At 69.3% G+C, this 22580-nt stretch carries 23 protein-coding genes; 17 read left to right on the forward strand and 6 right to left on the reverse strand.

The window, feature by feature from the left end; all coding sequences use genetic code 11:
* Positions 1-21: 21 nt before the first annotated feature.
* The 12 genes from H8B22_RS05010 to fis all read left to right on the forward strand — a co-directional run bounded on the left by H8B22_RS05010 (position 22) and on the right by fis (position 11327).
* Positions 22-1773 (forward strand): endonuclease, encoded by a 1752-nt coding sequence (locus H8B22_RS05010; RefSeq protein WP_187713006.1) that lies wholly within the window; start codon positions 22-24, stop codon positions 1771-1773.
* A gap of 98 nt (positions 1774-1871) precedes the next feature.
* Positions 1872-2225: a divalent-cation tolerance protein CutA gene (gene cutA, locus H8B22_RS05015; RefSeq protein WP_187713007.1), complete on the forward strand. Its 354-nt coding sequence runs from the start codon at positions 1872-1874 to the stop codon at positions 2223-2225.
* Between the two features lie 11 nt (positions 2226-2236).
* Complete coding sequence (locus H8B22_RS05020; RefSeq protein WP_407060839.1) at positions 2237-4600, forward strand: protein-disulfide reductase DsbD family protein; 2364 nt, start codon at positions 2237-2239, stop codon at positions 4598-4600.
* Positions 4597-5196 carry a TlpA family protein disulfide reductase gene (locus tag H8B22_RS05025; RefSeq protein ID WP_187713009.1) on the forward strand — a complete coding sequence of 200 codons (600 nt, stop codon included), beginning with the start codon at positions 4597-4599 and terminating at the stop codon, positions 5194-5196. Before H8B22_RS05020 ends, H8B22_RS05025 begins: the two co-directional genes overlap by 4 nt.
* Before the next feature lie 240 nt (positions 5197-5436).
* A complete protein-coding gene (aroQ, locus tag H8B22_RS05030) occupies positions 5437-5877 on the forward strand; it encodes a type II 3-dehydroquinate dehydratase (protein ID WP_187713010.1) in 441 nt (146 codons plus the stop codon).
* Positions 5878-5966: 89 nt separating this feature from the next.
* Positions 5967-6437 carry an acetyl-CoA carboxylase biotin carboxyl carrier protein gene (gene accB, locus H8B22_RS05035; RefSeq protein ID WP_187713011.1) on the forward strand — a complete coding sequence of 157 codons (471 nt, stop codon included), beginning with the start codon at positions 5967-5969 and terminating at the stop codon, positions 6435-6437.
* A 27-nt stretch (positions 6438-6464) separates the two neighbouring features.
* Positions 6465-6905 carry a four helix bundle protein gene (locus tag H8B22_RS05040; protein WP_187713012.1) on the forward strand — a complete coding sequence of 147 codons (441 nt, stop codon included), beginning with the start codon at positions 6465-6467 and terminating at the stop codon, positions 6903-6905.
* Positions 6895-8262, forward strand: a complete 1368-nt coding sequence (accC, locus tag H8B22_RS05045; RefSeq protein ID WP_187713013.1) for an acetyl-CoA carboxylase biotin carboxylase subunit — start codon at positions 6895-6897, stop codon at positions 8260-8262. Before H8B22_RS05040 ends, accC begins: the two co-directional genes overlap by 11 nt.
* A 65-nt stretch (positions 8263-8327) precedes the next feature.
* Positions 8328-9140 carry a hypothetical protein gene (locus tag H8B22_RS05050; RefSeq protein ID WP_187713014.1) on the forward strand — a complete coding sequence of 271 codons (813 nt, stop codon included), beginning with the start codon at positions 8328-8330 and terminating at the stop codon, positions 9138-9140.
* Positions 9141-9202: 62 nt separating this feature from the next.
* Positions 9203-10126: a 50S ribosomal protein L11 methyltransferase gene (gene prmA, locus H8B22_RS05055; protein WP_187713015.1), complete on the forward strand. Its 924-nt coding sequence runs from the start codon at positions 9203-9205 to the stop codon at positions 10124-10126.
* 31 nt (positions 10127-10157) lie between these two features.
* Positions 10158-10913: a DUF3426 domain-containing protein gene (locus H8B22_RS05060; RefSeq protein ID WP_187713016.1), complete on the forward strand. Its 756-nt coding sequence runs from the start codon at positions 10158-10160 to the stop codon at positions 10911-10913.
* Between the two features lie 150 nt (positions 10914-11063).
* The gene (gene fis / locus H8B22_RS05065; protein WP_225876286.1) at positions 11064-11327 is read left to right on the forward strand and encodes a DNA-binding transcriptional regulator Fis; all 264 of its coding nucleotides are present in this window, start codon (positions 11064-11066) and stop codon (positions 11325-11327) included.
* A gap of 233 nt (positions 11328-11560) precedes the next feature.
* Here the strand turns inward: fis and H8B22_RS05070 are convergent, their stop codons facing one another.
* From H8B22_RS05070 to H8B22_RS05085, 4 genes are read right to left on the reverse strand one after another with little or no spacing between them, the layout of a single operon-like run.
* The gene (locus H8B22_RS05070) at positions 11561-12565 is read right to left on the reverse strand and encodes a phosphatidate cytidylyltransferase (RefSeq protein ID WP_187713018.1); all 1005 of its coding nucleotides are present in this window, start codon (positions 12563-12565) and stop codon (positions 11561-11563) included.
* A complete protein-coding gene (locus H8B22_RS05075; RefSeq protein WP_187713019.1) occupies positions 12562-13251 on the reverse strand; it encodes a lysophospholipid acyltransferase family protein in 690 nt (229 codons plus the stop codon). The genes H8B22_RS05070 and H8B22_RS05075 overlap by 4 nt, the downstream gene beginning before the upstream one ends.
* 16 nt (positions 13252-13267) lie before the next feature.
* Positions 13268-13843: a hypothetical protein gene (locus H8B22_RS05080; RefSeq protein ID WP_187713020.1), complete on the reverse strand. Its 576-nt coding sequence runs from the start codon at positions 13841-13843 to the stop codon at positions 13268-13270.
* Positions 13840-14457: a CDP-alcohol phosphatidyltransferase family protein gene (locus H8B22_RS05085; RefSeq protein ID WP_187713021.1), complete on the reverse strand. Its 618-nt coding sequence runs from the start codon at positions 14455-14457 to the stop codon at positions 13840-13842. The genes H8B22_RS05080 and H8B22_RS05085 overlap by 4 nt, the downstream gene beginning before the upstream one ends.
* A 143-nt stretch (positions 14458-14600) precedes the next feature.
* On the opposite strand from H8B22_RS05085, the gene purH reads away from it, so the two are divergent.
* Both purH and purD read left to right on the forward strand, forming a co-directional pair.
* Positions 14601-16187 (forward strand): bifunctional phosphoribosylaminoimidazolecarboxamide formyltransferase/IMP cyclohydrolase, encoded by a 1587-nt coding sequence (gene purH, locus H8B22_RS05090; RefSeq protein WP_187713022.1) that lies wholly within the window; start codon positions 14601-14603, stop codon positions 16185-16187.
* A gap of 232 nt (positions 16188-16419) precedes the next feature.
* Positions 16420-17712, forward strand: coding sequence for a phosphoribosylamine--glycine ligase (gene purD, locus H8B22_RS05095; protein ID WP_187713023.1), 1293 nt, complete (start codon positions 16420-16422; stop codon positions 17710-17712).
* Between the two features lie 160 nt (positions 17713-17872).
* On the opposite strand, the gene H8B22_RS05100 is transcribed toward purD, so the two are convergent.
* Entirely contained in the window at positions 17873-18160 is a 288-nt protein-coding gene (locus H8B22_RS05100) for a hypothetical protein (RefSeq protein ID WP_187713024.1), read from the reverse strand.
* Positions 18161-18442: 282 nt separating this feature from the next.
* Here H8B22_RS05100 and H8B22_RS05105 point away from each other — a divergent pair, with 282 nt between their 5' ends.
* The 3 genes from H8B22_RS05105 to H8B22_RS05115 all read left to right on the forward strand — a co-directional run bounded on the left by H8B22_RS05105 (position 18443) and on the right by H8B22_RS05115 (position 21506).
* Positions 18443-20353 carry an MFS transporter gene (locus H8B22_RS05105; RefSeq protein WP_187713025.1) on the forward strand — a complete coding sequence of 637 codons (1911 nt, stop codon included), beginning with the start codon at positions 18443-18445 and terminating at the stop codon, positions 20351-20353.
* A 345-nt stretch (positions 20354-20698) separates the two neighbouring features.
* On the forward strand, positions 20699-21049 hold the full coding sequence (locus H8B22_RS05110; protein WP_187713026.1) for a CD225/dispanin family protein: 351 nt from the start codon (positions 20699-20701) through the stop codon (positions 21047-21049).
* A 37-nt stretch (positions 21050-21086) separates the two neighbouring features.
* Entirely contained in the window at positions 21087-21506 is a 420-nt protein-coding gene (locus H8B22_RS05115; RefSeq protein WP_407060825.1) for a DUF2752 domain-containing protein, read from the forward strand.
* Between the two features lie 60 nt (positions 21507-21566).
* Here H8B22_RS05115 and H8B22_RS05120 read toward each other — a convergent pair whose 3' ends face one another.
* The gene (locus H8B22_RS05120) at positions 21567-22499 is read right to left on the reverse strand and encodes a regulatory signaling modulator protein AmpE (protein ID WP_187713027.1); all 933 of its coding nucleotides are present in this window, start codon (positions 22497-22499) and stop codon (positions 21567-21569) included.
* Positions 22500-22580 lie beyond the last annotated feature (81 nt).

Consider the following 22580-nt stretch of genomic DNA (forward strand, 5'->3'; position numbering starts at 1 on the left):
TTCCGGGAGGGGAGTCCCTGCATGAAGCCGTCGATCCATGGCGCGAGTCGCCATGTCCTTGCCGCTGCACTCGCCCTGGCGCCCCTGGCGGCGTCGGCCGAGGTCTTCATCAACGAGATCCACTACGACAACACCGGTAGCGATACCGGCGAACGCATCGAAGTCGTGGCCACCGCCGGCGAGAACCTCGCCAGCTACCGCCTCTATCTCTACAACGGCGCCACGCCGTCCGCAGCGACCTACTACGACAACGACCTGCTGCCCACCGGCAGCACGGTGAGCTGCGGTGGCAGCGTGCGCATCGCCACGCTCAGCTACGCCGCGAACGGCGTCCAGAATGGCGCCAACGACGGCGTCGCCCTGGTCAACGGCAGCGGCCAGGTGGTGCAGTTCCTCAGCTACGAAGGCACGATCACCGGCTCCAACGGCCCGGCGGCCGGCCGCACCAGCAGCAACCTGGCGGTGGCGGAGAACGAATCGCCGAGCAACACTTCGCTGCAGCTCGGTGGCACTGGCAGTGGCTATGCGAACTTCACCTGGCGCGCCTCGGCCACGCAGACCTTCGGCGCGTGCAACAACGCACAAACGTTCGCCGCGCCGAATCCGCCGCCGACGGTCGTGTCGACCTCGCCCACCGATGGGGCGACCGGCGTGGCCCCGGCCACCGACCTCGCTACCACCTTCAGCGAAGCGGTGACGCTGGCCGGCGGTGCGTTCGCCCTGCAGTGCACGCAGTCCGGCGCGGTATCACTGACGTATCCAGCCAGCGGTACCGGCTTCACCATCACCACAGGCGCCACCCTGGCCGGCGGCGAGGCCTGCACCTTCACCATCGACGCCACCAAGGTCACCGACGGCGGCGGCGCGAAGCTGGCGCAGAACAAGGTCATCGGCTTCACCGTGGCGGCGAGCGGCGGCACCGGCTACTACGCGCACGTCAACACCACTAGCGCCAGCCAGCTGCGCTGCTCCCTGCACGAGACGATCAAGAACCATACCGCCTATCCCTACAGCGGCGGCACCACCAACACCTGGAGCATCCTCGAGATCGCCGACGAGGACCCCAACAACGCCGGCCGCATCCTCGACGTGTACCGCAACCGCAGCTACCTCAAGGGCAGCGAACGCGCGGGCACCGGCACCGGTCTCACCTACAACCGCGAGCACACCTGGCCGAATTCGCTCGGCTTCGGCAGCACTACGGGCGACAAGGGCCTGCCGTATTCGCCCTACACCGACACGCACATGCTCTATCTCAGCGACACGACGTGGAATGCCGACCGCGGCAACAAGCCGTACGCGGACTGCACCCTCGCCAGCGGCTGCGGCGAGCGCATCACCGAAGCCAACAACGGCTTCGGCGGGGGCAACGGTGTCTACCCGGGCAATTCCAACTGGGTGAAGGGACCGGACGGCAACGCCGGTTCGTTCCAGCCCTGGGGCCACCGCAAGGGCGACATTGCCCGCGCAGTGCTGTACATGGCGATCCGCTACGAAGGCGGCATCGACCAGAACGGCCAAACCGAACCCGACCTCGAACTCACCGACGACCGCAGCAAGATCGTGATCACGTCGGCCTCGCCCGCCTACATGGGCCTGCTTTCGACCCTGCTCGCCTGGCACCAGGCCGATCCGCCCGATGCGGGCGAACGCGAGCGCAACGAAGTGATCTACAGCTTCCAGGGCAACCGCAATCCCTTCGTCGACCACCCCGAGTGGGCGACCTCCGCCCTCTTCGCCTCGACCCAGCCCGCCAGCTGCCAGTTGAACTGAGTCGCGACGCGCGACACGAAGCCCGGGGACTACCCCGGGCTTTTTCGTGGGCGCGACGGGCAAACCGTGGCCGCGCGCGCCCACCGTACAATCGCGCCATGTCCGTCATGCTCGCCTACAGCACCTGCCCCGACCCGGCCAGCGCCGAGCGGATCGCACGCGCGCTGGTGGACGAGCGCCTGGCCGCCTGCGTGAACCGGCTGCCGGGCGTGCAGTCGACCTATCGCTGGCAGGGGCAGGTCGAGCAGGCCGACGAGGTGCTGCTGCTGATCAAGACCACCACCGATCGTCTGGACGCGATGACCGCACGGCTGCGCGCCCTGCATCCCCATGAACTGCCGGAAGTGATCGCGGTCGAAGTCCACTCCGGCCTGCCCGCCTACCTGGACTGGGTGGCGGCCGAAACCGCCCCGACCGCCGTGCCCGGCCCGCCTGCACAGACTCCCGAATGACTCCTTCGCTTTTGCGCCCGTCGCGCGCCTTCGTCCTGGCCTCGCGACTGCTGCTGTCGCTCGTGCTGTTCGCCACCGCGGCCGCACCGGCACTGGCCGCGGCACCCTCGTGCACCGACCGCGACAACCTGATGGCGGTCGAGGACGCCTTCGCGTTCTCGGCGCAGGCCACGGCCGCCGACCGCATCGAGCTGCGCTGGAAGATCGCGCCGGGCTGCTATCTGTATCGCCACCAGCTGCGGATCCAGGCCGACGCGGGTTTCGCGGCCGGCGCGCCGCAGATCCCCGCCGGTGTTCCGCACACCGACGACTACTTCGGCCGCGTGGAGACCTACCGCGACGCGCTGACGGTGGTGCTGCCCGGGCAGGCGCGCGCGGCGACCACCACCCTCAAGGTGCGCTACCAGGGCTGCGCGGATGTCGGCATCTGCTACCCGCCGCAGACCCGCAGCATCAGCGTCGCCTTGCCGGGCGCAGCCGCGGACGAACCGGTGGTGGCCTTCGGCGCCCCGGCTGCGCGCGGCGTGCCGCTGGGCGGCGGCCTGTTGCGCAAACCCGGCGCGGGCGCCGTCGATGCCGCACCGCTGCCGCCCGAGCAGGCGTTCGCGTTCGAAGCGATCACCGGCGACGGCAACACCCTGCTGCTGCGCTTCACCCCGGCGCAGGGCTACTACCTGTATCGCGACAAGACCTCGTTCAAGCTCGATGCCGCCGCGGTCCGTGCCGGCATCACCCTGGGCGCGCCGAAGTGGCCTGCGGGCCGTGCGCATCGCGACGAGCACTTCGGTGACGTCATCGTGTTCTTCGACCAGGTCGACGTGCCGCTGCCGTTGCAGCGCACCCGCACCGACGCGGCGAAGCTGACGCTCACCGCGAACTTCCAGGGCTGCCAGACCGACGGCATCTGCTATCCGCCGATGACGCGGACGGTGACCCTGGACGTGCCGACCGGAACGCTCACGCCGAAGCCGGCCGCGACCACGGCGGCTGCCGCCGCACCGAGTGCAGCGAGCACGGCAAGCGCGAACGGCGCAGCACTGTCGCCGGCGTCGCCCGGCAACGACGCCACCGTCGCGGCGGAGACCGCCGCACCCACCAGCGTGACCACCGCACCCGGCGTCGCCAGCGACAACGCCCCGCGCGGCGCCAACCTCACCTGGTTCTCGGCGCTGCTGCTTGCCCTGGTCGGCGGTCTGATCCTCAACCTGATGCCGTGCGTGCTGCCGGTGCTGTCGCTGAAGGCGCTGTCGCTCGCCGGCAACGGCGAGGATCCGGCGCGCGCGCGCCGGCATGCGCTCTGGTACACGGCCGGCGTCGTGCTGAGCTTCGTGCTGTTGGGCGGGCTCGCGCTCGCGCTGCGCCAGGCCGGCCTCGCGCTGGGCTGGGGCTTCCAGCTGCAGCAGCCGGTGGTCGTCGCGGTGCTGGCACTGCTGATGTTCGGACTGGGCCTGAGCATGTCCGGCGTGTGGCACGTGGGTGGCCGCTGGACCGGCATGGGCCATGCGCTGACCACCAAGACCGGGCCGCTCGGCGACTTCTTCACCGGCGTGCTCGCGGTGGTGGTGGCCACGCCCTGCACCGCACCGTTCATGGGCGCGGCGCTGGCGTGGGCGTTCACCGCGCAAACGCTGGTGGCGCTGCTGGTGTTCGCGGTGCTCGGCGTGGGCCTGGCGCTGCCGTTCCTGGTCATCGGCTTCGTGCCGGCGTTGGCGCACCGCCTGCCGCGCCCGGGCGCGTGGATGGAGACCTTCAAGCAGGCGCTCGCCTTCCCGCTCTACCTCACCGCGGCCTGGCTCGCCTGGGTGCTCGGGCGCCAGCGCGGCGCCGATGCGATGGGCTGGTGGCTGGCGGCCGCGGTGCTGCTGGCGCTGGCGGCGTGGGCCTGGACGCGCGCGCGCACCACCGGCCACCGCTGGGCGACGGTCACTGCGGCGATCGCCCTGCTCGCCCTGGTCTGGCCGCTGCACGCGATCCACACCATGCCGCGCCCGACCGCCACGAACGCCCCGGCCGCGCCCAATGATGGCGTCGTCGCGGTGCCGTTCTCCGAACAGCGCCTGGCCGACCTGCGCGCCAGCGGCCGCGCGGTCTTCGTCAACGTCACCGCCGACTGGTGCGTCACCTGCAAGGCCAACGAACGCACCGTGTTCCGCGGCGACGACTTCCGCGAGGCGATGGCCGCCGCCAACGCCGTGTACATGGTCGGTGACTGGACCGACGTCGATCCCGCCCTCACCGCCTTCCTGCAACGCTACAAGGCGGTGGGCGTGCCGCTGTACGTGGTCTTCCCGCGCAACGGCGGCGAAGGCCGGGTGCTGCCGGTCGTGCTCACCAGCGATGCGGTACGCGCGGCGCTGACCGAAGCCGGGCGATGAAGGCGGGGCAGACTACCCGGCTGCTGCTGGTTGCGCTCGCCGCCGGCGCCCTGGGCGTCGCGGTCGGCCTGTGGCGCGAGGGCCCCAGTCCGCTGCTGCATACCGAACTGGGCCAGCGCGCGCTGCAGCAGGTCGCCTCGGCGTCGGCGCCGCAACCGCCGGCGGACCTCAAGATCGCCGAACGTGGGCAGATCGTGCCGGCTTTCAGCCTGCCGTCCCTGGCCGGCCAGCCGGTGGCGGTCCCGCAGGCCTACGCCGGCCGCCCGGTGCTGGTGAACCTGTGGGCCAGCTGGTGCGGCCCCTGCATCAAGGAAATGCCGGAACTCGACCGTTACGCCAGGGCCCAGGGGCCGAACGGCACGCAAGTGGTCGGCATCGCCCTGGATGAAGCCGCCGCCGTGCAGGCCTTCCTGCAGCGCATTCCGGTCGGCTATGCCGTGCTGATCGATACCCCGGGACCGCGCGACGCCGGCGTGCGCCTGGGCAACCCCAAGGGCGTGCTGCCCTACACCGTGCTGCTGGACGCGCACGGCCGCGTGCTCAAGCAGAAGCTCGGCCCGTTCCGCGACGGCGAAATCGACGCCTGGGCGCGCTGAGCCCACACACTGAGCCCAATCGACGCACATTCGACGCAAAAAACCCGCAAGGCTGTGATGCGGCGCGCGGCGGCGCGGCGGGAATTTGGGTAGCCTGCGCCCGGTGCGGCACGGTTCTAGAGTGCCCACTCCAACAACTGCTTAACTCCCGACAACTTCGCCGATACGGTAGCGAACGTCTGGACACGCCGGAGGCCTTGGGCCACACTCCCGGCCTTCGCTCCCCGGACCCGCTCCGCCATGGCCAAGTTGCTGGTCCTGCACGGCCCCAACCTCAACCTGCTCGGCACGCGCGAGCCGGAGGTCTATGGCAGGACCACGCTGGGCCAGATCGACGCCGACCTGATCCAGCGCGCGGAAAAAGCCGGGCACCAGCTCGACTGCTTCCAGAGCAATGCCGAACACGCGCTGGTCGACCGCATCCAGGCGGCGCGCGAGGACGGCACCCGCTTCATCGTGATCAACCCGGCGGCCTACACCCATACCAGCGTGGCCGTGCGCGACGCCCTCGCGGCGGTCGCCATCCCCTTCATCGAAGTGCACCTGTCCAACCCGCATACCCGCGAACCGTTCCGCCACACCAGCTACTTCAGCGACCTCGCGGTCGGCGTCATCGCCGGCTTCGGTGCCGACAGTTACCGCTACGCATTAGACGCCGCGTTGCGGCGCCTAGGGGATTAGGGATTCGAGATTGGGGATTCGCAGAAGCGAGCCCCGCCTTTCGAATCCCCGATCCCGAATCCCAAATCCCGTTCAAGAAGAGGCCCACCATGGACCTGCGCAAGATCAAGAAGCTCATCGACCTGCTGGAAGAGTCGAACCTCGCCGAAATCGAGATCAAGGAAGGCGAAGAATCCGTTCGCCTCGCCCGCGCCCCCAAGGGCGGCTATGTCGCGGCACCGACCGTCATGCAGGCGGCTCCGGTCGCGGCACCGGTGATGCCGATGGCGGGCCCGACCGAAGCGGCCAGCGGCGGCACCCCCAAGCCGGCCGCCGACCTGCCGCCAGGCCATGTCGTGCGCGCACCGATGGTCGGCACCTTCTACGCCTCGCCGGCACCGGACAAGCCGGCCTTCGTCAGCGTCGGCCAGGCGGTCAAGCAGGGCGAGACGCTGGGCATCATCGAGGCGATGAAGATGTTCAACCCGATCGAAGCCGACGTCGCCGGCACCGTGGTCAAGGTGCTGGTCGAGAGCGGCCAGCCGATCGAGTTCGACCAGCCTCTGTTCGTGATCGGCTAAAGCCGACCACGACGGGATTTGGGATTCGTGATTCGGGATTCGGAAAAGCAGCGACCGCATGAGCGCCTGGAGGTTTGGCGTGATGCGATGGCGTTGGTTGAATGGGTCTACCGTGTCACCGCCCAATTTCCTGACTCGGAGCGACTGGGGTTGACGATGCAGCTTCGCCGCGCCGCGGTTAGCGTGCCTTCGAACATTGCGGAAGGTGCTGCGCGACGCTCGACCGCCGAGTACCTGCGCTTCCTGTCGATCGCGCGTGGCTCGCTTGCCGAGATCAGCACGCAAATCGAGATAGCGCGGCGCCTCGGATATCTAGGGTCCGAAGCCCTCGTCGACGACCAACTCGACCGCACGTTCGCTCGCATCAATGCCTTGATACGTTCGCTCGATTCCTCGCCACGCTCCGTCCGCGAGACGGTTGCGCCCTACGAATCCCCAATCCCGAATCCCGAATCCCATGCTCGATAAAGTCGTCATCGCCAACCGTGGCGAAATCGCGCTGCGCATCCTGCGCGCGTGCCACGCGCTGGGCATCCGCACGGTCGCGGTGCATTCCACCGTCGACCGCAACCTCAAGCACGTCGCCATGGCCGACGAGTCGGTGTGCATCGGCCCCGCGCCGTCCAGCGACAGCTACCTCAACATGGCGCAGATCATCGCCGCCGCCGAGGTGACCGACGCGCAGGCGATCCATCCCGGCTACGGCTTCCTGTCCGAGAACGCCGACTTCGCCGAACGCGTCGAGCAGTCCGGCTTCATCTTCATCGGCCCCAAGGCCGACACCATCCGCCTGATGGGCGACAAGGTCGAGGCGATCCGCGCGATGAAGTCGGCCGGCGTGCCGTGCGTGCCCGGCTCCGGCGGTCCGCTCGGCGACGACGCGGCGACCAACATCAAGATCGCGCGCGAGATCGGCTACCCGGTGATCGTGAAGGCGGCCGGCGGCGGCGGCGGCCGCGGCATGCGCGTGGTCCACACCGAGGCGCACCTGCCCGCCGCGATCCAGACCACCAAGAGCGAGGCCAAGGCCGCGTTCGGCAACGACATGGTCTACATGGAGAAGTTCCTGGAGAACCCGCGCCACGTGGAGATCCAGGTGCTCGCCGACGGCCAGGGCAACGCCATCCACCTGGGCGAACGCGACTGCTCGATGCAGCGCCGCCACCAGAAGGTCGTCGAGGAAGCGCCGGCGCCGGGCATCACCCCGGAGATGCGCGCGGAGATCGGCAAGGTCTGCGTCGAGGCGTGCAAGCGCATCGGCTACCGCGGCGCGGGCACGTTCGAATTCCTGTTCGAGAACGGCCACTTCTACTTCATCGAAATGAATACCCGCATCCAGGTGGAGCATCCGGTCACCGAGATGGTCACCGGCATCGACCTGGTGCGCGAGCAGCTCAACATCGCCGCCGGCCACAAGCTGACGCTGAAGCAGGAGGACATCGTCCTCGACGGCCACGCGATCGAGTGCCGCATCAACGCGGAAGATCCGGAAACCTTCATGCCGTGCCCGGGCCTGATCGCCCACTTCCACGCCCCGGGCGGCCCCGGCGTGCGCGTCGACAGCCACATCTACGAGGGCTACCGCGTGCCGCCGAACTACGACTCGATGATCGGCAAGCTGATCGTGCACGGCCCCGATCGCGCCACCGCGATCGCGCGCATGCGCGTGGCGCTGAGCGAGATGGTCGTCGACGGCATCAAGACCAACATCCCGCTGCAGCAGCGGATCCTGTCCGACGCCGGCTTCCAGCAGGGCGGGCAGAACATCCACTACCTCGAGAAGCGGTTGAAGGAACAGAAGGAAAAGTCGATCTCGATGGCGTGATCGACGGCCGCCCGCCGGCGGCGCGACGTTGCATGGCGGGCGGTTACCAGGCGGAGTGCGGGCGCATGGACCTGAAGTTGTTTCTGGGCGTGAGCGTGGACACCACGATCTTCGGCGGGCGCGACCCCTCGTCGGAAGAACTCGACGCCCTGCTGGACGAAGCATCCGAACAGCTGGCGCAGCACCTGTGGCCGACCGTGGTCGCGCTGGCATCCCCGCTGCGGCAGGTGCACGCGACCTGCGGCCTGTACGAACGCACCGACACGTCCGCGCCGCGCGCGCGCCTGCGCCGGCAGGGCGAACAGCTGGAGCTGGAACTCACCGTCGATTGGCGTCCGCTGCTGGATCGTCCCGTGCTCGACCAGGCCCTGTTCCTGCTCGAGCACATGCAGGCCGCGATCGCGACCGCGTTGGAGGCCAAGCAGCAACGCACGCTGGCCGACGCGTGCCGCGCGTTCCGACCCGCACTCGACCTGCAACGCGCCGTGGCCAAGCGCGCCGCCTGGGTCGCCGAATGGCTGGAGCAGTCGCCGACCGACAGCATCGCGCTGGCACCGGACCCGGATGGCCGCATCCGCCGGATCCAACCGCTCACGCGCCGCCGCGGCACGCTGTGGCTGATGCTGCGCCAGCCCGGCGACTTGGACGAAGCCGGCACGAATGCGCTGCTCGATCGCATCGAAGCCCACGCCGCGGAACACGGCGTAGGCCGCAGCGATGGCCGCTCGTTCGGCGCAGGCAGCATCGATATCTCGTTCAAGGTGCGCAACCTGCAGGAAGCGGCGGCCAACCTGGATGCGTTCCTGCGCCGCGACTGCCCGGCCTGCGACTACGTGCTAAGCGACGATTTCGAAGTCGTCTTCACCACGCCCGACTGAAGCGGGCGGACGGGCGATGCGGACAGGGCGATAATGGCCGCCGTTTTCCGCGACGCGCGCCCATGCCCTTCCTCGAACTCTCCCTGCCCTGCTCCGAAGCCCAGCAGCCGCGCTACGAGCGCGCGCTGGAAGACCTAGGCGCGCTCGCGGTCACGCTGGCCGACGCCCATGCCGATGCCCCCGACGAGCAGGCCATCTTCGAACCCGGGGTGGGCGAGCAGCCGCTGTGGGGCGAGCTGGTGTTGACCGCGCTGTTCCCGGAGGACACCGACGCATTGGTGCTGCTCGCGGCGCTGGAATCGTTCGACGACGCACTCGACTGGACACAGGCGCGCTTCCGCAAGGTCGAGGACCAGGACTGGGAACGTGCGTGGATGGACCAGTACGTGCCGCTGCGCTTCGGCGCGCGCACCTGGATCGTGCCGTGGAACAGCGAACTGCCGGACGACGCGCAGGCCAGTGATGCCGCGATCGTGCGCCTGGATCCGGGCCTCGCCTTCGGTTCGGGCACGCATCCGACCACCGCGCTGTGCCTGCAATGGCTGGACGGATTGGCGGCGGCCAACGCGCTGCAGGGACAGCGCGTGCTCGATTTCGGCTGCGGCAGCGGCATCCTCGCACTGGCCGCGCTCAAGCTCGGCGCCGCGCACGCGGTCGGCGTCGACAACGATCCGCAGGCGCTGATCGCCACCCACGACAACGCCGAACGCAACGAAGTCGCCGACCGCCTGGACGTGCACCTGCCCGCCGACGAACCCGTCGCGACCTATCCGGTCGTGGTCGCCAACATCCTCGCCTCGGCGCTGGTCGCGCTCGCCGATACGCTGACCGCGCGCGTCGCGCCCGGTGGCGTCCTCGCCATGTCCGGCATCCTCGCCGGACAGGAAGCGGAAGTGATCGCGCGCTACGCCGCCGACTTCGAGGACCTGTGCGCGGAACAGCTCGAGGACTGGATGCGCGTCACGGGCACGCGCCGCCGCGGCTGACCACGACGCGCCGGCATGCTTGAATAGGCCCATGTTCGTCGCCTGCCCGCATTGTGGATTCCTGGTCGCCGCGCACGGCGGCACGACGCTGCGCTGTCCGCGCTGCGGCAGTCCGATCGATCCCAAGCAGGCGCAGCCGCTGCCGCCGGCCGCGACCGCGGAACCGGAAGCGGTCGCACAAGCCGACGTAGCAGTCGAAACCGGCACCGGCACCGCTTCCGAACCCGCGCCCGAACCCGCCGCCGTGGCGGTGGAAAAACCGCGCCGCAAACGCGGTACGCACGCGCCCAGCTTCGCGCGCCTGCACGCGCCCGCCGTCGTACGCGCCACGCACTGGCGCAGCTGGTTGGTGGTGGCAGGCCTGGCGCTGCTGCTGCTCGTGCAGGTCGTGCTCGCACAACGCGACGTGCTGGCCGCGGACGCTCGCTGGCGTCCGCTGGTCGGCAGCGCCTGCACGCTGCTGCGCTGCACGATCCCGGCGTGGCGCGAACCGGCCGCCTTCACCATGCTCCAGCGCAGCGTGCAGCCCAAACCGGGCGAACGTGGCGTGTTGCATGTCAGCGCGAGCTTCCGCAACGACGCGCGTTGGGAGCAACCCTGGCCGACGGTCATGCTCACGCTGTCCGACATGGACGGCCGCCAGGTCGGCCAGCGCGCCTTTACGCCGTCCGATTACCTCGCCCAGGACCGCGACGGCCGCATCGCGCCCGGGCAGAGCGCCACCATCCAGCTCGATGTCGTCGAACCCGCGCGGCAGGTGGTCGCGTTTACTTTCGACTTCATGTAACCGCCGCGACAGCGGGAAAAACACCCAGTCCGCGCGAACTGCGGCAGCGGCCGCAGTTCTTGTTGTTGCCTGCGACGGACGCGCGCTAGACTCCCCCTCCCGCTGCGTATGGGCCCGACCCCGCGGCGGACGAATTCCGGGGGGAACCGCTTGAACGCCGCTGCAGATCACCGCTCCAAACCGCGCCCTCCCCTCCGCGACCACGTCGCCACTTCGATCCGCCGCTACCTCGGCGACTTGAACGGCAGCGGCACCGAGAACCTGTACGAGATCGCGCTGCGCGAACTCGAGATTCCGTTGTTCATCGAAGTGCTGTCGCATTGCGACGGCAACCAGAGCCGCGCCGCCGCGATGCTGGGCATCCACCGCGCCACGCTGCGCAAGAAGCTGCGCGAATACGGGCTGGAGCAGTAAGCGCGTTCGTTCGCGCAACCACCCGCCTCGTCCGTTGCGTTTCCTTCTCCCCGCGTGCGGGGAGAAGATGCCCGCAAAGCAGATAAGGGGCGCTGTTGCTGTTGCGACACGCCCCCTCACCCTGCGTTGCTACGCAACGCGGTCCTTCTCCCCGCAAGCGGGGCGAGGGAATGGCGGGCCTCTCCTTAAGCTGCCCGCAGGGCAGATGAGGGGCGCTGTTGCCTTTGCTTCCGCTATCCCGGCACCGCAAACCAGTAGCGGGTGAAGTGGAAGAACACCGGCGCGGCGAAACACACCGAATCCAGCCGGTCGAGCATGCCGCCGTGGCCCTCGATCATGTGCCCCCAGTCCTTGATGCCACGATCGCGCTTGATCGCCGACATCACCAGGCCGCCGTAGAAACCCATCAGGTTCACCACCAGCGCCATGCCCGCGGCCTGCAGCGGCGTGAACGGCGTGATCCACCACAGCGCCGCGCCGAGCGCGGTCGCCGACAGCACGCCGCCGACGAAACCCTCCAGCGTCTTCGACGGCGACAGCTTCGGCGCGACCAGGCGCTTGCCGGCGAGCTTGCCCCACACGTACTGCAGCACGTCGGAGGACTGCACCACGATCACCAGGAACGCGATCAGCAGCAGGTTGCCGCCCTCGAAGCCGGGGATCTTGAGGTTCAGCAGCGCCGGCACGTGCGAGATGCAGTACACGCAGATCATCAGGCCCCACTGCACCTTCGCCGCGCGCTCCAGGTAGCGCGTGGTGTCGCCGCCGGAGGTGGCGAGGATCGGCAGGAACAGGAACGCGTACACCGGGATCAGCAGCGTCGCAAGCCCATACCAGCCGGTGTAGACCAGCCAGTACTGCCACGGCAGCACCACGTAGAACGCCGCGACCAGCGCCCAGTAGTCGCCGCGCCGCGTCGGCGTCAGGGTGATGAACTCGCGCAGCGCGAACAGCGACACCAGCGCGAAGAACACGATCACGCCCACGCGCCCCAGCGCGAAAGCCGCGCCGACCAGCGCCGCCATCAGCCACCACGCGCGGATGCGCGCGACCAGGTTGTCGATGACGCCTCTCGACCTCTCGAGGTCGAGACCAGCACGTTGGTTGCCATGCAGGCGCCAGCGCAGGAATTCGGCCACCAGCGTCGCCAGCAGCAGCACGCCGGCGATGCCGAGGAACAGCCACTGCATGCGCGAGCCGGTGAAGCCGGAATGCGTAATGGAAGCGGAGTCGATCATGCGGCGGCGTCCTTGGCGGCGGCTTCGGCAATGAATTCCGGCGGCGCCAGCGCGAGCAGCGCGTCGCGCGCGCGGGCAACGAACGCGGCCTTGTCCTCGCCGGCGTGCAGGCGCAGCGGCTCGCCGAAGGTCGCCGTGCACAACAGCGGCAACGGCAGCACCCGGCCCTTGGGCATCACCCGGGCGAGGTTGTCGAGCCACACCGGGACGAATTCCAGTTCCGGCCGCCGGCATGCCAGGTGGTAGATGCCGCTCTTGAACGGCAGCAGGCCGTCGCCGGGATTGCGCGTGCCTTCCGGGAACACGATCAGCGAGGCGCCGCCGTCGACGGCTTCGCACAGGGTCGCGATCGCGTCCTGCGCGCGCGCCTTCGCGGCGGCGTCGCAGTCCCCGGCCGCTGTCGCTGCGGGCCCGCGCTCGACCAGCACGCCATTGAACACCGCGCGGATCACGTAGCGCCGCAACGCATCGCGGTTCCAGTAGTCCGCGCCCGCCACCGGCCGCACGTTGCGCCGCAGCGCCAGCGGCAAGGCCGACCAGATCAGCACGAAGTCGCCGTGGCTGGCGTGGTTGCCGTAGTACACGCGCAGCCCTTCCGCAGGCGCGCAGCCGCGCCACAGCCCGCGCGCGCCGGTGAGCGCGCGGATGGCGAAGCTGATGGCGCGGGCGATCAGTCCTTCCAGCATCGGGGTTCCCCTGTCCTCAATTCGGCATCCGCCACCAGTACAGCGCGTAGCCCGCCCCCCACAGCGCCAGCCACACCGCGAACACGCGGCGTTCGCCGAGGCGCGGCGTGGCCAGGCGCGCGATCAGGTTCGCCAGCAGCGCGAACACGACGAAACGCGCCCCGCGCGCGAGCGTGCTCAGCGCCACGAACAGCGGCAGGCTGACCACGTCCGCCGCCTGCGCGGCGTACAGCTTGTACGGCACGCCGCTGAAGGCGCCGACCAGCGGCGCCCACACGCCCGATTGCTGCCAGCGCGCCGCGATGCTGTCGATCAGGCCCGGGCTGATCGCGGGCAGCGCGTCGAAGGTCGCGCGCACCGCCGCTGGATCGCGCGCGCCCCACAGGTAGACCAGCGCCCCGCCCAGCATCGCGCCGGCGACGGCGAACGCCGCCGCGACCAGGGCCTCGCGCCGCGACCGCAGCGCGACGCGGGTGATCCACACGTCGGGAATGACGAAGAACAGCGTCGCCTCGGCGAAGCCCCAGGCCAGCGCGATCACGCGCCAGCGCCGGAAGATCTGCGTATCGGCCGGCGCTGCTACCGCGCTCACGCCGCGTCCTGCGCCTGGCGCAGGCCGGCGCGCACCCGGTTCACCACCGTCGCCACGCACAGCGCGCAGGCCACGGCGAGCACGCCGCCGGTCCAGGCCCCGGCCGGTACGCCGCACGCCAGCAACAGGTCGACGACGCCGACCACGAAGGCGCGATCGCTCTTGCCCATCGGCCCGTCGTAGCGGCGCTGCGCGCCGACCATCAGGCCGAGCACGCCGGCGTATTCGGTCAACGCCGCCAGCCAGGCGAACAGCCACGGCAGCCAGGCCGGCAGGCCGGGAATCGCCAGCAGCGACAGGTACAGGGCGCCGTCGGCGACGACATCGCCCAGTTCGTTGAGGTACGCGCCCGGCCGCGACTGCTGGCCGAATTCGCGCGCCAGCATGCCGTCGACGGCATTGAGCGCCATGCGCACGAACATCCACGCCGGCAGCAGCGCGAACCACAGCGGCTGCGCGCCCGCTGCGCGCGAGACCAGCGCGGCCACCACCAGCGACGCCAGCGCGGCCAGTACCGTCACCTGGTTCGCGGTCACGCCCCACGCATGCAGGCGCCGCACCAGCGGCCGCAGCAGCGCCTGGAAGCGGCTCTTCAACGCATAGATCGACGCCACGGGTTCCCCTTCCCTCGCCGCGTTCCTGCGACGGCCCCGCAGCTTAGCCGCAAGCCGTCGCGGCGCGCAGCCCGGGGCCAGCGGGGCCAGTCGGCTTGGGGCCAAGCCGTATAATTCCGCTTCTTTCGCCGCCCCCGCCGCCCATGACCACCGACCGCACGTCGGGTACGCCTGTCAAAGTCAGCCGTGCCCTGCTCTCCGTTTCCGACAAGACCGGCCTGATCGAGCTCGCCCGCGCCCTGGCCGCGCGCAACGTCGAGCTGCTCTCCACTGGCGGCACCGCCAAGGCGATCCGCGAGGCCGGCCTGCCGGTCAGGGACGTCAGCGACGTCACCGGCTTCCCGGAAATGATGGACGGCCGGGTCAAGACCCTGCATCCGCTGGTGCATGGCGGCCTGCTCGGCCGCGCCGGCCTCGACGATGAAGTCATGGCGCAGCACGGCATCGGCAGGATCGACCTGCTGGTGCTGAACCTGTATCCGTTCGCGTCGGTGTCGGCGAACCCAAACAGTACCTTCGACGAGATCATCGAGAACATCGACATCGGCGGCCCCGCCATGCTGCGTTCGGCGGCGAAGAATTTCGCCCGCGTCGCCGTCGCCACCGATCCGGCGCAGTACGCCGGCCTCGTCGAAGAATTGGGCGCCAACGACGGCGCGCTGTCGGGCAAGACCCGCTTCGCCCTGTCCGTCGCCGCGTTCAACAACGTCGCCTTCTACGACGCCTGCATCAGCAACTACCTGTCCGCGCTGCAGGACGACGGCACGCAGGCGCTGTTCCCGGCGCAGAACAACAGCAACTTCGTCAAGGTGATGGACCTGCGCTACGGCGAGAACCCGCACCAGCACGGCGCGTTCTACCGCGACCTGTGGCCGGTGCCGGGCACGCTGGCGACCTTCACCCAGCTGCAGGGCAAGGAACTGTCGTACAACAACCTCGCCGACGCCGACGCCGCGTGGGAATGCGTGCGCCAGTTCGACCAGCCGGCCTGCGTGATCGTCAAGCACGCCAACCCCTGCGGCGTGGCCGAAGGCGAGAGCTGCGCGGATACCTATGAAGCCGCCTACGCCACCGATCCGACCTCGGCCTTCGGCGGCATCATCGCCTTCAACCGCGCGCTCGATGCGGCGACGGCCAAGACCATCCTCGACCGCCAGTTCGTCGAAGTGCTGATCGCCCCGGATTACGAGGACGCCGCGCTCGACTACGCGAAGAAGAAGGCCAACGTGCGCGTGCTGCGCATCCCGCACGGCGATGGCAAGAACAACGTCGATGTGAAGCGCGTCGGCTCCGGCCTGCTGATGCAGACCGCCGACATCCGCGAAGTCAGCCCCGACGAGCTCAAGGTCGTCACCAGGCTCGCCCCGACCGAAGAGCAGCTCGGCGACCTGCTGTTCGCCTGGCGCGTGGCCAAGTTCGTGAAGTCCAACGCGATCGTCTACGCCAAGAACAGGCAGACCGTCGGTGTCGGTGCCGGGCAGATGAGCCGCGTGTACTCGGCGCGCATCGCCGGGATCAAGGCGACCGACGCGGGCCTGGTCGTGCCGGGCTCGGTGATGGCGAGCGATGCGTTCTTCCCGTTCCGCGACGGCATCGACGCCGCAGCCGAAGCCGGCATCAAGGCGGTGATCCAGCCGGGCGGTTCGATGCGCGACAACGAGGTCATTGCCGCGGCCGACGAACACGGCATCGCGATGGTGTTCACCGGCGTGCGCCATTTCCGCCACTGAGTCGTCGCGTTATCCCATGTTGCTCTCTTCTCCCCGTCGCAGAGCGACGGGGAGAAGATGCCCGAAGGGCAGATGAGGGGCCGCTTTCGTTGTTGCCCTTGCGGTAACGCGCCGCCCCTCACCCTGCATCGCTACGCGATGCTGTCCCTCTCCCCGCACGCGGGGCGAGGGGCGCCCTCCAATGACCTGCCGCGCGCGTTACGCACGTTAGCTTCATAAACAGGAGCCCTCCATGAAAGTCCTCGTCATCGGTTCCGGCGGTCGCGAACACGCCCTGGCCTGGAAACTCGCGCAGTCCGCGCGCGTCTCCGAGGTGCTGGTCGCCCCCGGCAATGCCGGCACCGCGACCGAAGCCCGTTGCCGCAACGTCGCCGTCAACGCCACCGACATCGATGGCCTGCTCGCACTGGCGAAGAGCGAAGGCGTCGCCGTCACCGTGGTCGGCCCGGAAGGCCCGCTGGTCGCCGGCGTCGTCGATCGTTTCCGCGGCGAGGGCCTGCGCATCTTCGGGCCCAGCGCCCAGGCCGCGCAGCTGGAAGGCAGCAAGGCCTACGCCAAGGATTTCCTCGCCCGCCACGGCATTCCCACCGCGCACTACGCGGTGCACACGCACATGGACGAGGCGCTGGAATATGTGCGCGAGAAGGGGGCCCCGATCGTGATCAAGGCCGACGGCCTCGCCGCCGGCAAGGGCGTGATCGTGGCGATGAGCCTGGCCGAGGCCGAAGCCGCGATCACCGACATGCTCGGCGGTTACGCCTTCGGCGCCGCCGGTGCACGCGTGGTGATCGAGGAATTCCTCGACGGCGAGGAAGCCAGCTTCATCTCCATGGTCGACGGCACCACCGCGTTGCCGATGGCGACCAGCCAGGACCACAAGCGCGTCGGCGACGGCGACACCGGCCCCAACACCGGCGGCATGGGCGCGTACTCGCCGGCGCCGGTGGTCACCCCCGAGGTGCACGCACGGGTGATGCGCGAAGTGGTGAATCCGACCGTGCAGGGCATGGCCAAGGACGGCGTGCCGTTCACCGGCTTCCTCTACGCCGGGTTGATGATCGACAAGTCCGGCGCGCCCAAGGTGATCGAATTCAACGTGCGCTTCGGCGATCCGGAAACGCAGCCGGTGATGCTGCGCCTGGACAGCGACCTGCTCGACCTGGTCGACGCGGCGATCGACGCACGCCTGCACGAGGCGCAGGCGACGTGGAGCCCGCGCCCCAGCCTCGGCGTGGTGATGGCCGCCGAGCACTACCCGGGCACGCCGCGCACCGGCGACGTGATCAACACCATCGACGCGCCGGAACTCGACGACACCAAGGTCTTCCACGCCGGCACCAAGGTCGAGGGCGAGCACGTGGTGACCTCGGGCGGCCGCGTGCTGTGCGTGTGCGCGCTCGGCGACAGCGTCGCCGATGCGCAGCGCCGCGCGTATGAAGCCGTCGCCGGAATCTCCTGGCACGGCGAGTTCCATCGCCACGACATCGGCTGGCGGGCGATCGAGCGGGAAAAGACCACCGCCTGAGTTCGCGACTGCCCCTCACCCTGCGTCGCTACGCGACGCTGTCCCTCTCCCCGCAAGCGGGGCGAGGGAGCTAGTTGGTACTGCCCTTCTCCCCACCTGCGGGGAGAAGGTGGCGCGCAGCGCCGGATGAGGGGCGGGACAACCGGAACGGCCGCCCCGATCAATGCACCGTGCCGCCCCCGGCGTCTTCTTCCGCCGCCGGCTGCAACTGCACCACCAGTTCCTCCAGCGCCGAGATCTCCGCTTCCAGCGCGTCGTGCAGCTCGCCCTGGCGCGTCATCAGCGCCTCGATGTTCGCGGCCTGCTTGAGCTTCTTCAGCTCGCCGTCGAACAGCAGCCATTGTGCCGTCAGCCGCTCGACGTTGTTCTTCGAGTAGTGGCGCATCTCCTTGAGCTGCGCCAGCGTGTCGTTGACGCGCTCGAACGGTGTCTTGGTGTCCGCGGACATGGCGACCTCCTTTGCAGGGTTCGTTCGCAGGGTAGCCACGCAAAGCTGGCCGGGAACGAAATGGCGCGCCGCGCCGTCGACGCGACGTGAAGGTCCGCGGCTGCGACGGATCAACAGCGCGCGGCGCCGCACCTTCGAGAACGGGTGGTTCGGCCGGAAACGGTTGCCGCGGTGGTCCGGCGCACGCTGTGCGCGGAAGCCGCCACGAAACACTGCCGCCGGCAACGCATGGTTGCGCCCGCCGCGCGTTTGCTAGGCTCCCCGCACATCCCCGGGGGTTCCATGGACGCAGGCACGCCGCAGCGCAACCACCATTCGCAGTTCGACCTGCTGCGGCAACGACGCTTCCTGCCGTACTTCGTGGTGCAGCTGCTGGGCGCGTTCAACGACAACGTGTTCCGCCAGGCGATCATCGGCCTGCTCGGCTACCTGGCCATCCCCACCGAGCAGAAGGCGCTGTACACGCAGCTGGCGCCGGCGATCTTCATCCTGCCCTACTTCCTGTTCTCGGCCACCGCCGGGCAGGTCGCGGAGAAGCTGGAGAAGTCGAAGCTGATCCGCATCACCACGGCGATGGAGATCGCGATCATGTCGGTCGCCGCGGTCGGCTTCGTGCTGCAGGACATGCGGGTGCTGCTGGCGACGCTGTTCCTCACCGGCGTGCAGTCGACGCTGTTCGGACCGGTGAAGTATTCGATCCTGCCCTCGGTGCTGAAGCCGGAGGAACTCACCGGCGGCAACGGCCTGGTGGAAATGGGCACGTCGGTGTCGATCCTGCTCGGCATGATCTTCGGCGGGTTGATCTTCGCGGTGGCCGGCGCGCTGGGACCGTGGGCCGCGGGCTTTGCCGTGATCGCGCTGGCGATCACCGGCAACCTGGTGAGCCGCGCGATCCCGGCGGTGGACGCGGGCGCCCCGGACCTGAAGATCCAGTGGAATCCGCTACCCGAATCGCTGCGCATCTGGCGCCTCACCCGCCAGCAGCCGGCGGTGCGCAACTCGGTGCTGGGCGTGTCGTGGTTCTGGTTCTTCGGCACGGTGCTCACCGGCAACCTGCCGGTGTACGCGGAAACGGTGCTGGGCGGCACGCCGACGCTGTACGTGTTCGCGCTGGCGCTGTTCTCGGTCGGCGTGGGCGTGGGCTCGCTGCTGTGCGAGAAGCTGTCCGGGCGCACGGTCGAGATCGGGCTGGTGCCGCTGGGCGCACTGGGCATGAGCGGCTTCCTGATCGACCTGTACTTCGCGCGGCCCCTGGCATCGAGCGCCGCTGGCCTGGACGTGGCCGGCTTCCTGCAGCAACCCGGCGCCTGGCGCGTGGCGGCGGACCTGACCGGCATCGGCCTGTTCGCCGGCTTCTTCGTGGTGCCGCTGTTCGCACTGATCCAGAGCCGCACGTCGCGCAACACGCTCTCGCGCGTGATCGCGGGCATGAACATCCAGAACGCGTTGTTCATCGTGCTGGCGGCGGGCGCGGGCATCGCCGCGCAGTCGTTGTTGAAATGGACGATCCCGCAGCTGTTCCTGGCGCTGGCGATCGCCAATGCGCTGGTGGCGCTGTGGATCTTCACCATCGTGCCCGAGTTCGCCATGCGCTTCGTCAGCTGGCTGCTGGTGCGCACGCTGTACCGGCTGAAACTGCACGGGGTGGAGAGGCACGTGCCCGACGAAGGCGCGGCGCTGATCGTGTGCAACCACGTCAGCTACATGGACGCGCTGATCCTGTCGGCGTGCATCCCGCGGCCGGTGCGTTTCGTCATGTACTACAAGATCTTCCGCATCCCGGTGATGAGCTGGATCTTCCGCACCGCAAAAGCCATACCGATCGCGGGCGCGCGCGAGGATCCCGAGGTGATGCAGCGCGCGTTCGACGAGATCGACGCGGCGCTGGCCGCGGGCGAACTGGTCGGCATCTTCCCGGAAGGCGCGTTGACCAAGGACGGGGATATCGCGGCGTTCAAGTCCGGCGTGGAGAAGATCCTCGAACGCCGGCCCGTGCCGGTGGTGCCGATGGCACTCCGCGGGATGTGGGCGAGCATGTGGAGCCGGCGCGATTCGCGGCTGGGGCGCATGCGCGTGCCGCGCCGCTTCCGTGCACGCGTGGAGGTGGCGGCGGACGCGGCGATGGATCCCTTCCAGGCGCCGGCGGAAGTGCTGGAGGCGAAGGTGCGCGTGTTGCGCGGGGATGCGGCGTAACTTCCCGTACAGCAACAACAAGAGCGCCTCCTCATCTGCCCTCCGGGCATCTTCCCCCCGCGATGCAGGGAGAAGAGAACAGTCACTGCGTGTGTGTGCGCAGCGCCCCCCTCGCCCCGCTTGCGGGGAGAGGGACAGCGTTGCGTAGCAACGCAGGGTGAGGGGCGTTCGAAGCACCAGCAAAGCGCCCCTCATCTGCCCTCCGGGCATCTTCTCCCCGCTCACGCGGGGAGAAGAGAAGCAACCGCCGACGCGGTGACGCCTCCAAACCCGCGCTGCTAGGATGCCGCCAGGGCCGCTGGCCCACAGGGGATCCATCCATCATCGTCTGAGGGGACACACGCAATGAGCACACCGCCGTCATTTCCGCCGGAGCAGGCGCAGTCGTACGGGCCGATTCCGAACTACCTGGTCTGGGCGATCCTGATCACGATCGCATCGCTGTGCCTGTGCTGCATCGTCGGCACGATCCCGGGCGTGGTGGCGATCGTGTTCGCGGCGCAGGTCAACAGCAAGCTGTCGTCGGGCGATCGCGCCGGCGCCGAGAACGCCTCCAAGCAGGCCAAGCTGTGGTGCCAGATCACCACCGGCCTGTGCATCCTGGGCCTGCTGATCAACATCGGCATGCGCATCGCCGGCTACGACGGCGCGCAGTACTGGAAGAACTGGGCCGAGCAGATGGAACAGCAGCGCTGATCCAGCGCCGCTGACCGTCGCCATGCGCGCACTGGCCTTGCCAGCACTGTCCCGCCCCGCGATGGCCGCCACTGCGGCCGTCGCAGCGTGCGTGCTGCTGGGCGGCATCTGGCTGCTGCGCGCGTTCGATCCCAACACGGCGGGAAGCTTCTTCCCGTCGTGCCTGTTCCACGACATCACCGGCTGGTATTGCCCCGGCTGTGGCATCACCCGCGCACTGCACGCGCTGGTGCATTTCGATCTGTGGCGCGCGGTGGCGATGAACGCGCTGGTGGTATTGAGCTTGCCGCTGCTGGCATTGATGGCGCTGCAGGGCGCGATGCAGCGGCGCTGGTTGCCGTCGGCGGTGCAGCGCACCGTGTTCGACGGGCGCTGGTGGATCGGCGCGCTGCTGGTGTTCGGTATCGCGCGCAATCTGCCCGGCCTGGAGTGGCTGGCGCCGGGCGGGCTGTTGTAGGGCGGACTCAAGTCCGCCGTCGTGCGGATGCGCGACGGGTTTGGCGGGCCAGGCCTCGCCCTATGCCACGAAACCGGCGATGACGAACAAGGCCAGCACCGCCAGCCACACCAGCAGGCTGCGCCAGACCAGGCTCATCGCGTCGCGCAGTTCCGGCAATCCGCTCGTGGTAGCCATGATCGGCATGGCCACGGCCTCGCCGGTCACGCCGGCATCGGCGGCTTCGTCGGCGTAATCCGCGGCCTCTTCCGCCAGTTCGGTGCGCACGCTGGCGCGGCCGGCGGCATCGAGAAAACGGTGATCGAGGGTGAACGAAGCGCCGCCGGCTTCGCGCCAGGCACCGAGCACCGTGTCGAAATTGCCCACCAGGGCAAGCGCCAGCGTCAGCAGCTGCGCCACCGGCCAGTCGAGGAGCTTGAGCAGCGTCTGAGCGCCTTGGCGTGTTTCCAGCGGCAGCCGGTGGGCGAAGCCGCCTTCGCTGGACAACACCGCGAGCCGGTACAGCAACGCGCCGACCGGCCCCAGCAGCAGGAACCAGAACAGCACGCCGAACCAGCGCCGCAGCGCGTTCTGGAACACCGCCGACACCAATGCGCCGCCATCGATGGTCAGCGGTGGGTTGTCCGGCCACAGCGCGGCCATCGCTTCACGGCGCGCAGCGGCATCGGGCGCATCGACTATCGCGTCGATGTCGAGGTCGAGGTCGCGCGGGCCCCAGGCGTAGAGCAGCACCGCGATCGCGAACAGCACGCCGACCAGTCCGTAGAAGGGCCGGTCCAGCGCGGCCTGGAACAGCAGCACCGCCAGCAGCGGCGGAACCAGCGCCAGCGCGATGCCCCCGCGGCCGCGCCAGACGCTGCCTTCGGGGAACTGGGCGCCGAGCCAGTCCATCCAGTTGCCGTACCAGTCGTAATGGCGCACCGACGCGACCAGCGACTGCGCCATGTGGCCGATGACCAGGGCAGCGACGACGGCGAGCAGGGTGACGGCCATGCGGGATCCTTGCGGACATTCGCGCTACGCGCGGACGGGATCGATTCTAGCGGGTCGGTCGTGATGCACGCGGGCTGTTGT

The organism is Lysobacter terrestris (genome assembly GCF_014489475.1).
GTDB classification, from domain to species: domain Bacteria; phylum Pseudomonadota; class Gammaproteobacteria; order Xanthomonadales; family Xanthomonadaceae; genus Agrilutibacter; species Agrilutibacter terrestris.

Coding starts and splice junctions, on each gene's coding strand:
- H8B22_RS05010 (WP_187713006.1), top strand. CDS start 22: ATGAAGCCGTCGATCCATGGCGCGAGTCGCCATGTCCTTGCCGCTGCA.
- cutA (WP_187713007.1), top strand. CDS start 1,872: ATGTCCGTCATGCTCGCCTACAGCACCTGCCCCGACCCGGCCAGCGCC.
- H8B22_RS05025 (WP_187713009.1), top strand. CDS start 4,597: ATGAAGGCGGGGCAGACTACCCGGCTGCTGCTGGTTGCGCTCGCCGCC.
- aroQ (WP_187713010.1), top strand. CDS start 5,437: ATGGCCAAGTTGCTGGTCCTGCACGGCCCCAACCTCAACCTGCTCGGC.
- accB (WP_187713011.1), top strand. CDS start 5,967: ATGGACCTGCGCAAGATCAAGAAGCTCATCGACCTGCTGGAAGAGTCG.
- accC (WP_187713013.1), top strand. CDS start 6,895: ATGCTCGATAAAGTCGTCATCGCCAACCGTGGCGAAATCGCGCTGCGC.
- H8B22_RS05050 (WP_187713014.1), top strand. CDS start 8,328: ATGGACCTGAAGTTGTTTCTGGGCGTGAGCGTGGACACCACGATCTTC.
- prmA (WP_187713015.1), top strand. CDS start 9,203: ATGCCCTTCCTCGAACTCTCCCTGCCCTGCTCCGAAGCCCAGCAGCCG.
- H8B22_RS05060 (WP_187713016.1), top strand. CDS start 10,158: ATGTTCGTCGCCTGCCCGCATTGTGGATTCCTGGTCGCCGCGCACGGC.
- H8B22_RS05070 (WP_187713018.1), bottom strand. CDS start 12,565: ATGATCGACTCCGCTTCCATTACGCATTCCGGCTTCACCGGCTCGCGC.
- H8B22_RS05075 (WP_187713019.1), bottom strand. CDS start 13,251: ATGCTGGAAGGACTGATCGCCCGCGCCATCAGCTTCGCCATCCGCGCG.
- purH (WP_187713022.1), top strand. CDS start 14,601: ATGACCACCGACCGCACGTCGGGTACGCCTGTCAAAGTCAGCCGTGCC.
- purD (WP_187713023.1), top strand. CDS start 16,420: ATGAAAGTCCTCGTCATCGGTTCCGGCGGTCGCGAACACGCCCTGGCC.
- H8B22_RS05100 (WP_187713024.1), bottom strand. CDS start 18,160: ATGTCCGCGGACACCAAGACACCGTTCGAGCGCGTCAACGACACGCTG.
- H8B22_RS05105 (WP_187713025.1), top strand. CDS start 18,443: ATGGACGCAGGCACGCCGCAGCGCAACCACCATTCGCAGTTCGACCTG.
- H8B22_RS05110 (WP_187713026.1), top strand. CDS start 20,699: ATGAGCACACCGCCGTCATTTCCGCCGGAGCAGGCGCAGTCGTACGGG.
- H8B22_RS05120 (WP_187713027.1), bottom strand. CDS start 22,499: ATGGCCGTCACCCTGCTCGCCGTCGTCGCTGCCCTGGTCATCGGCCAC.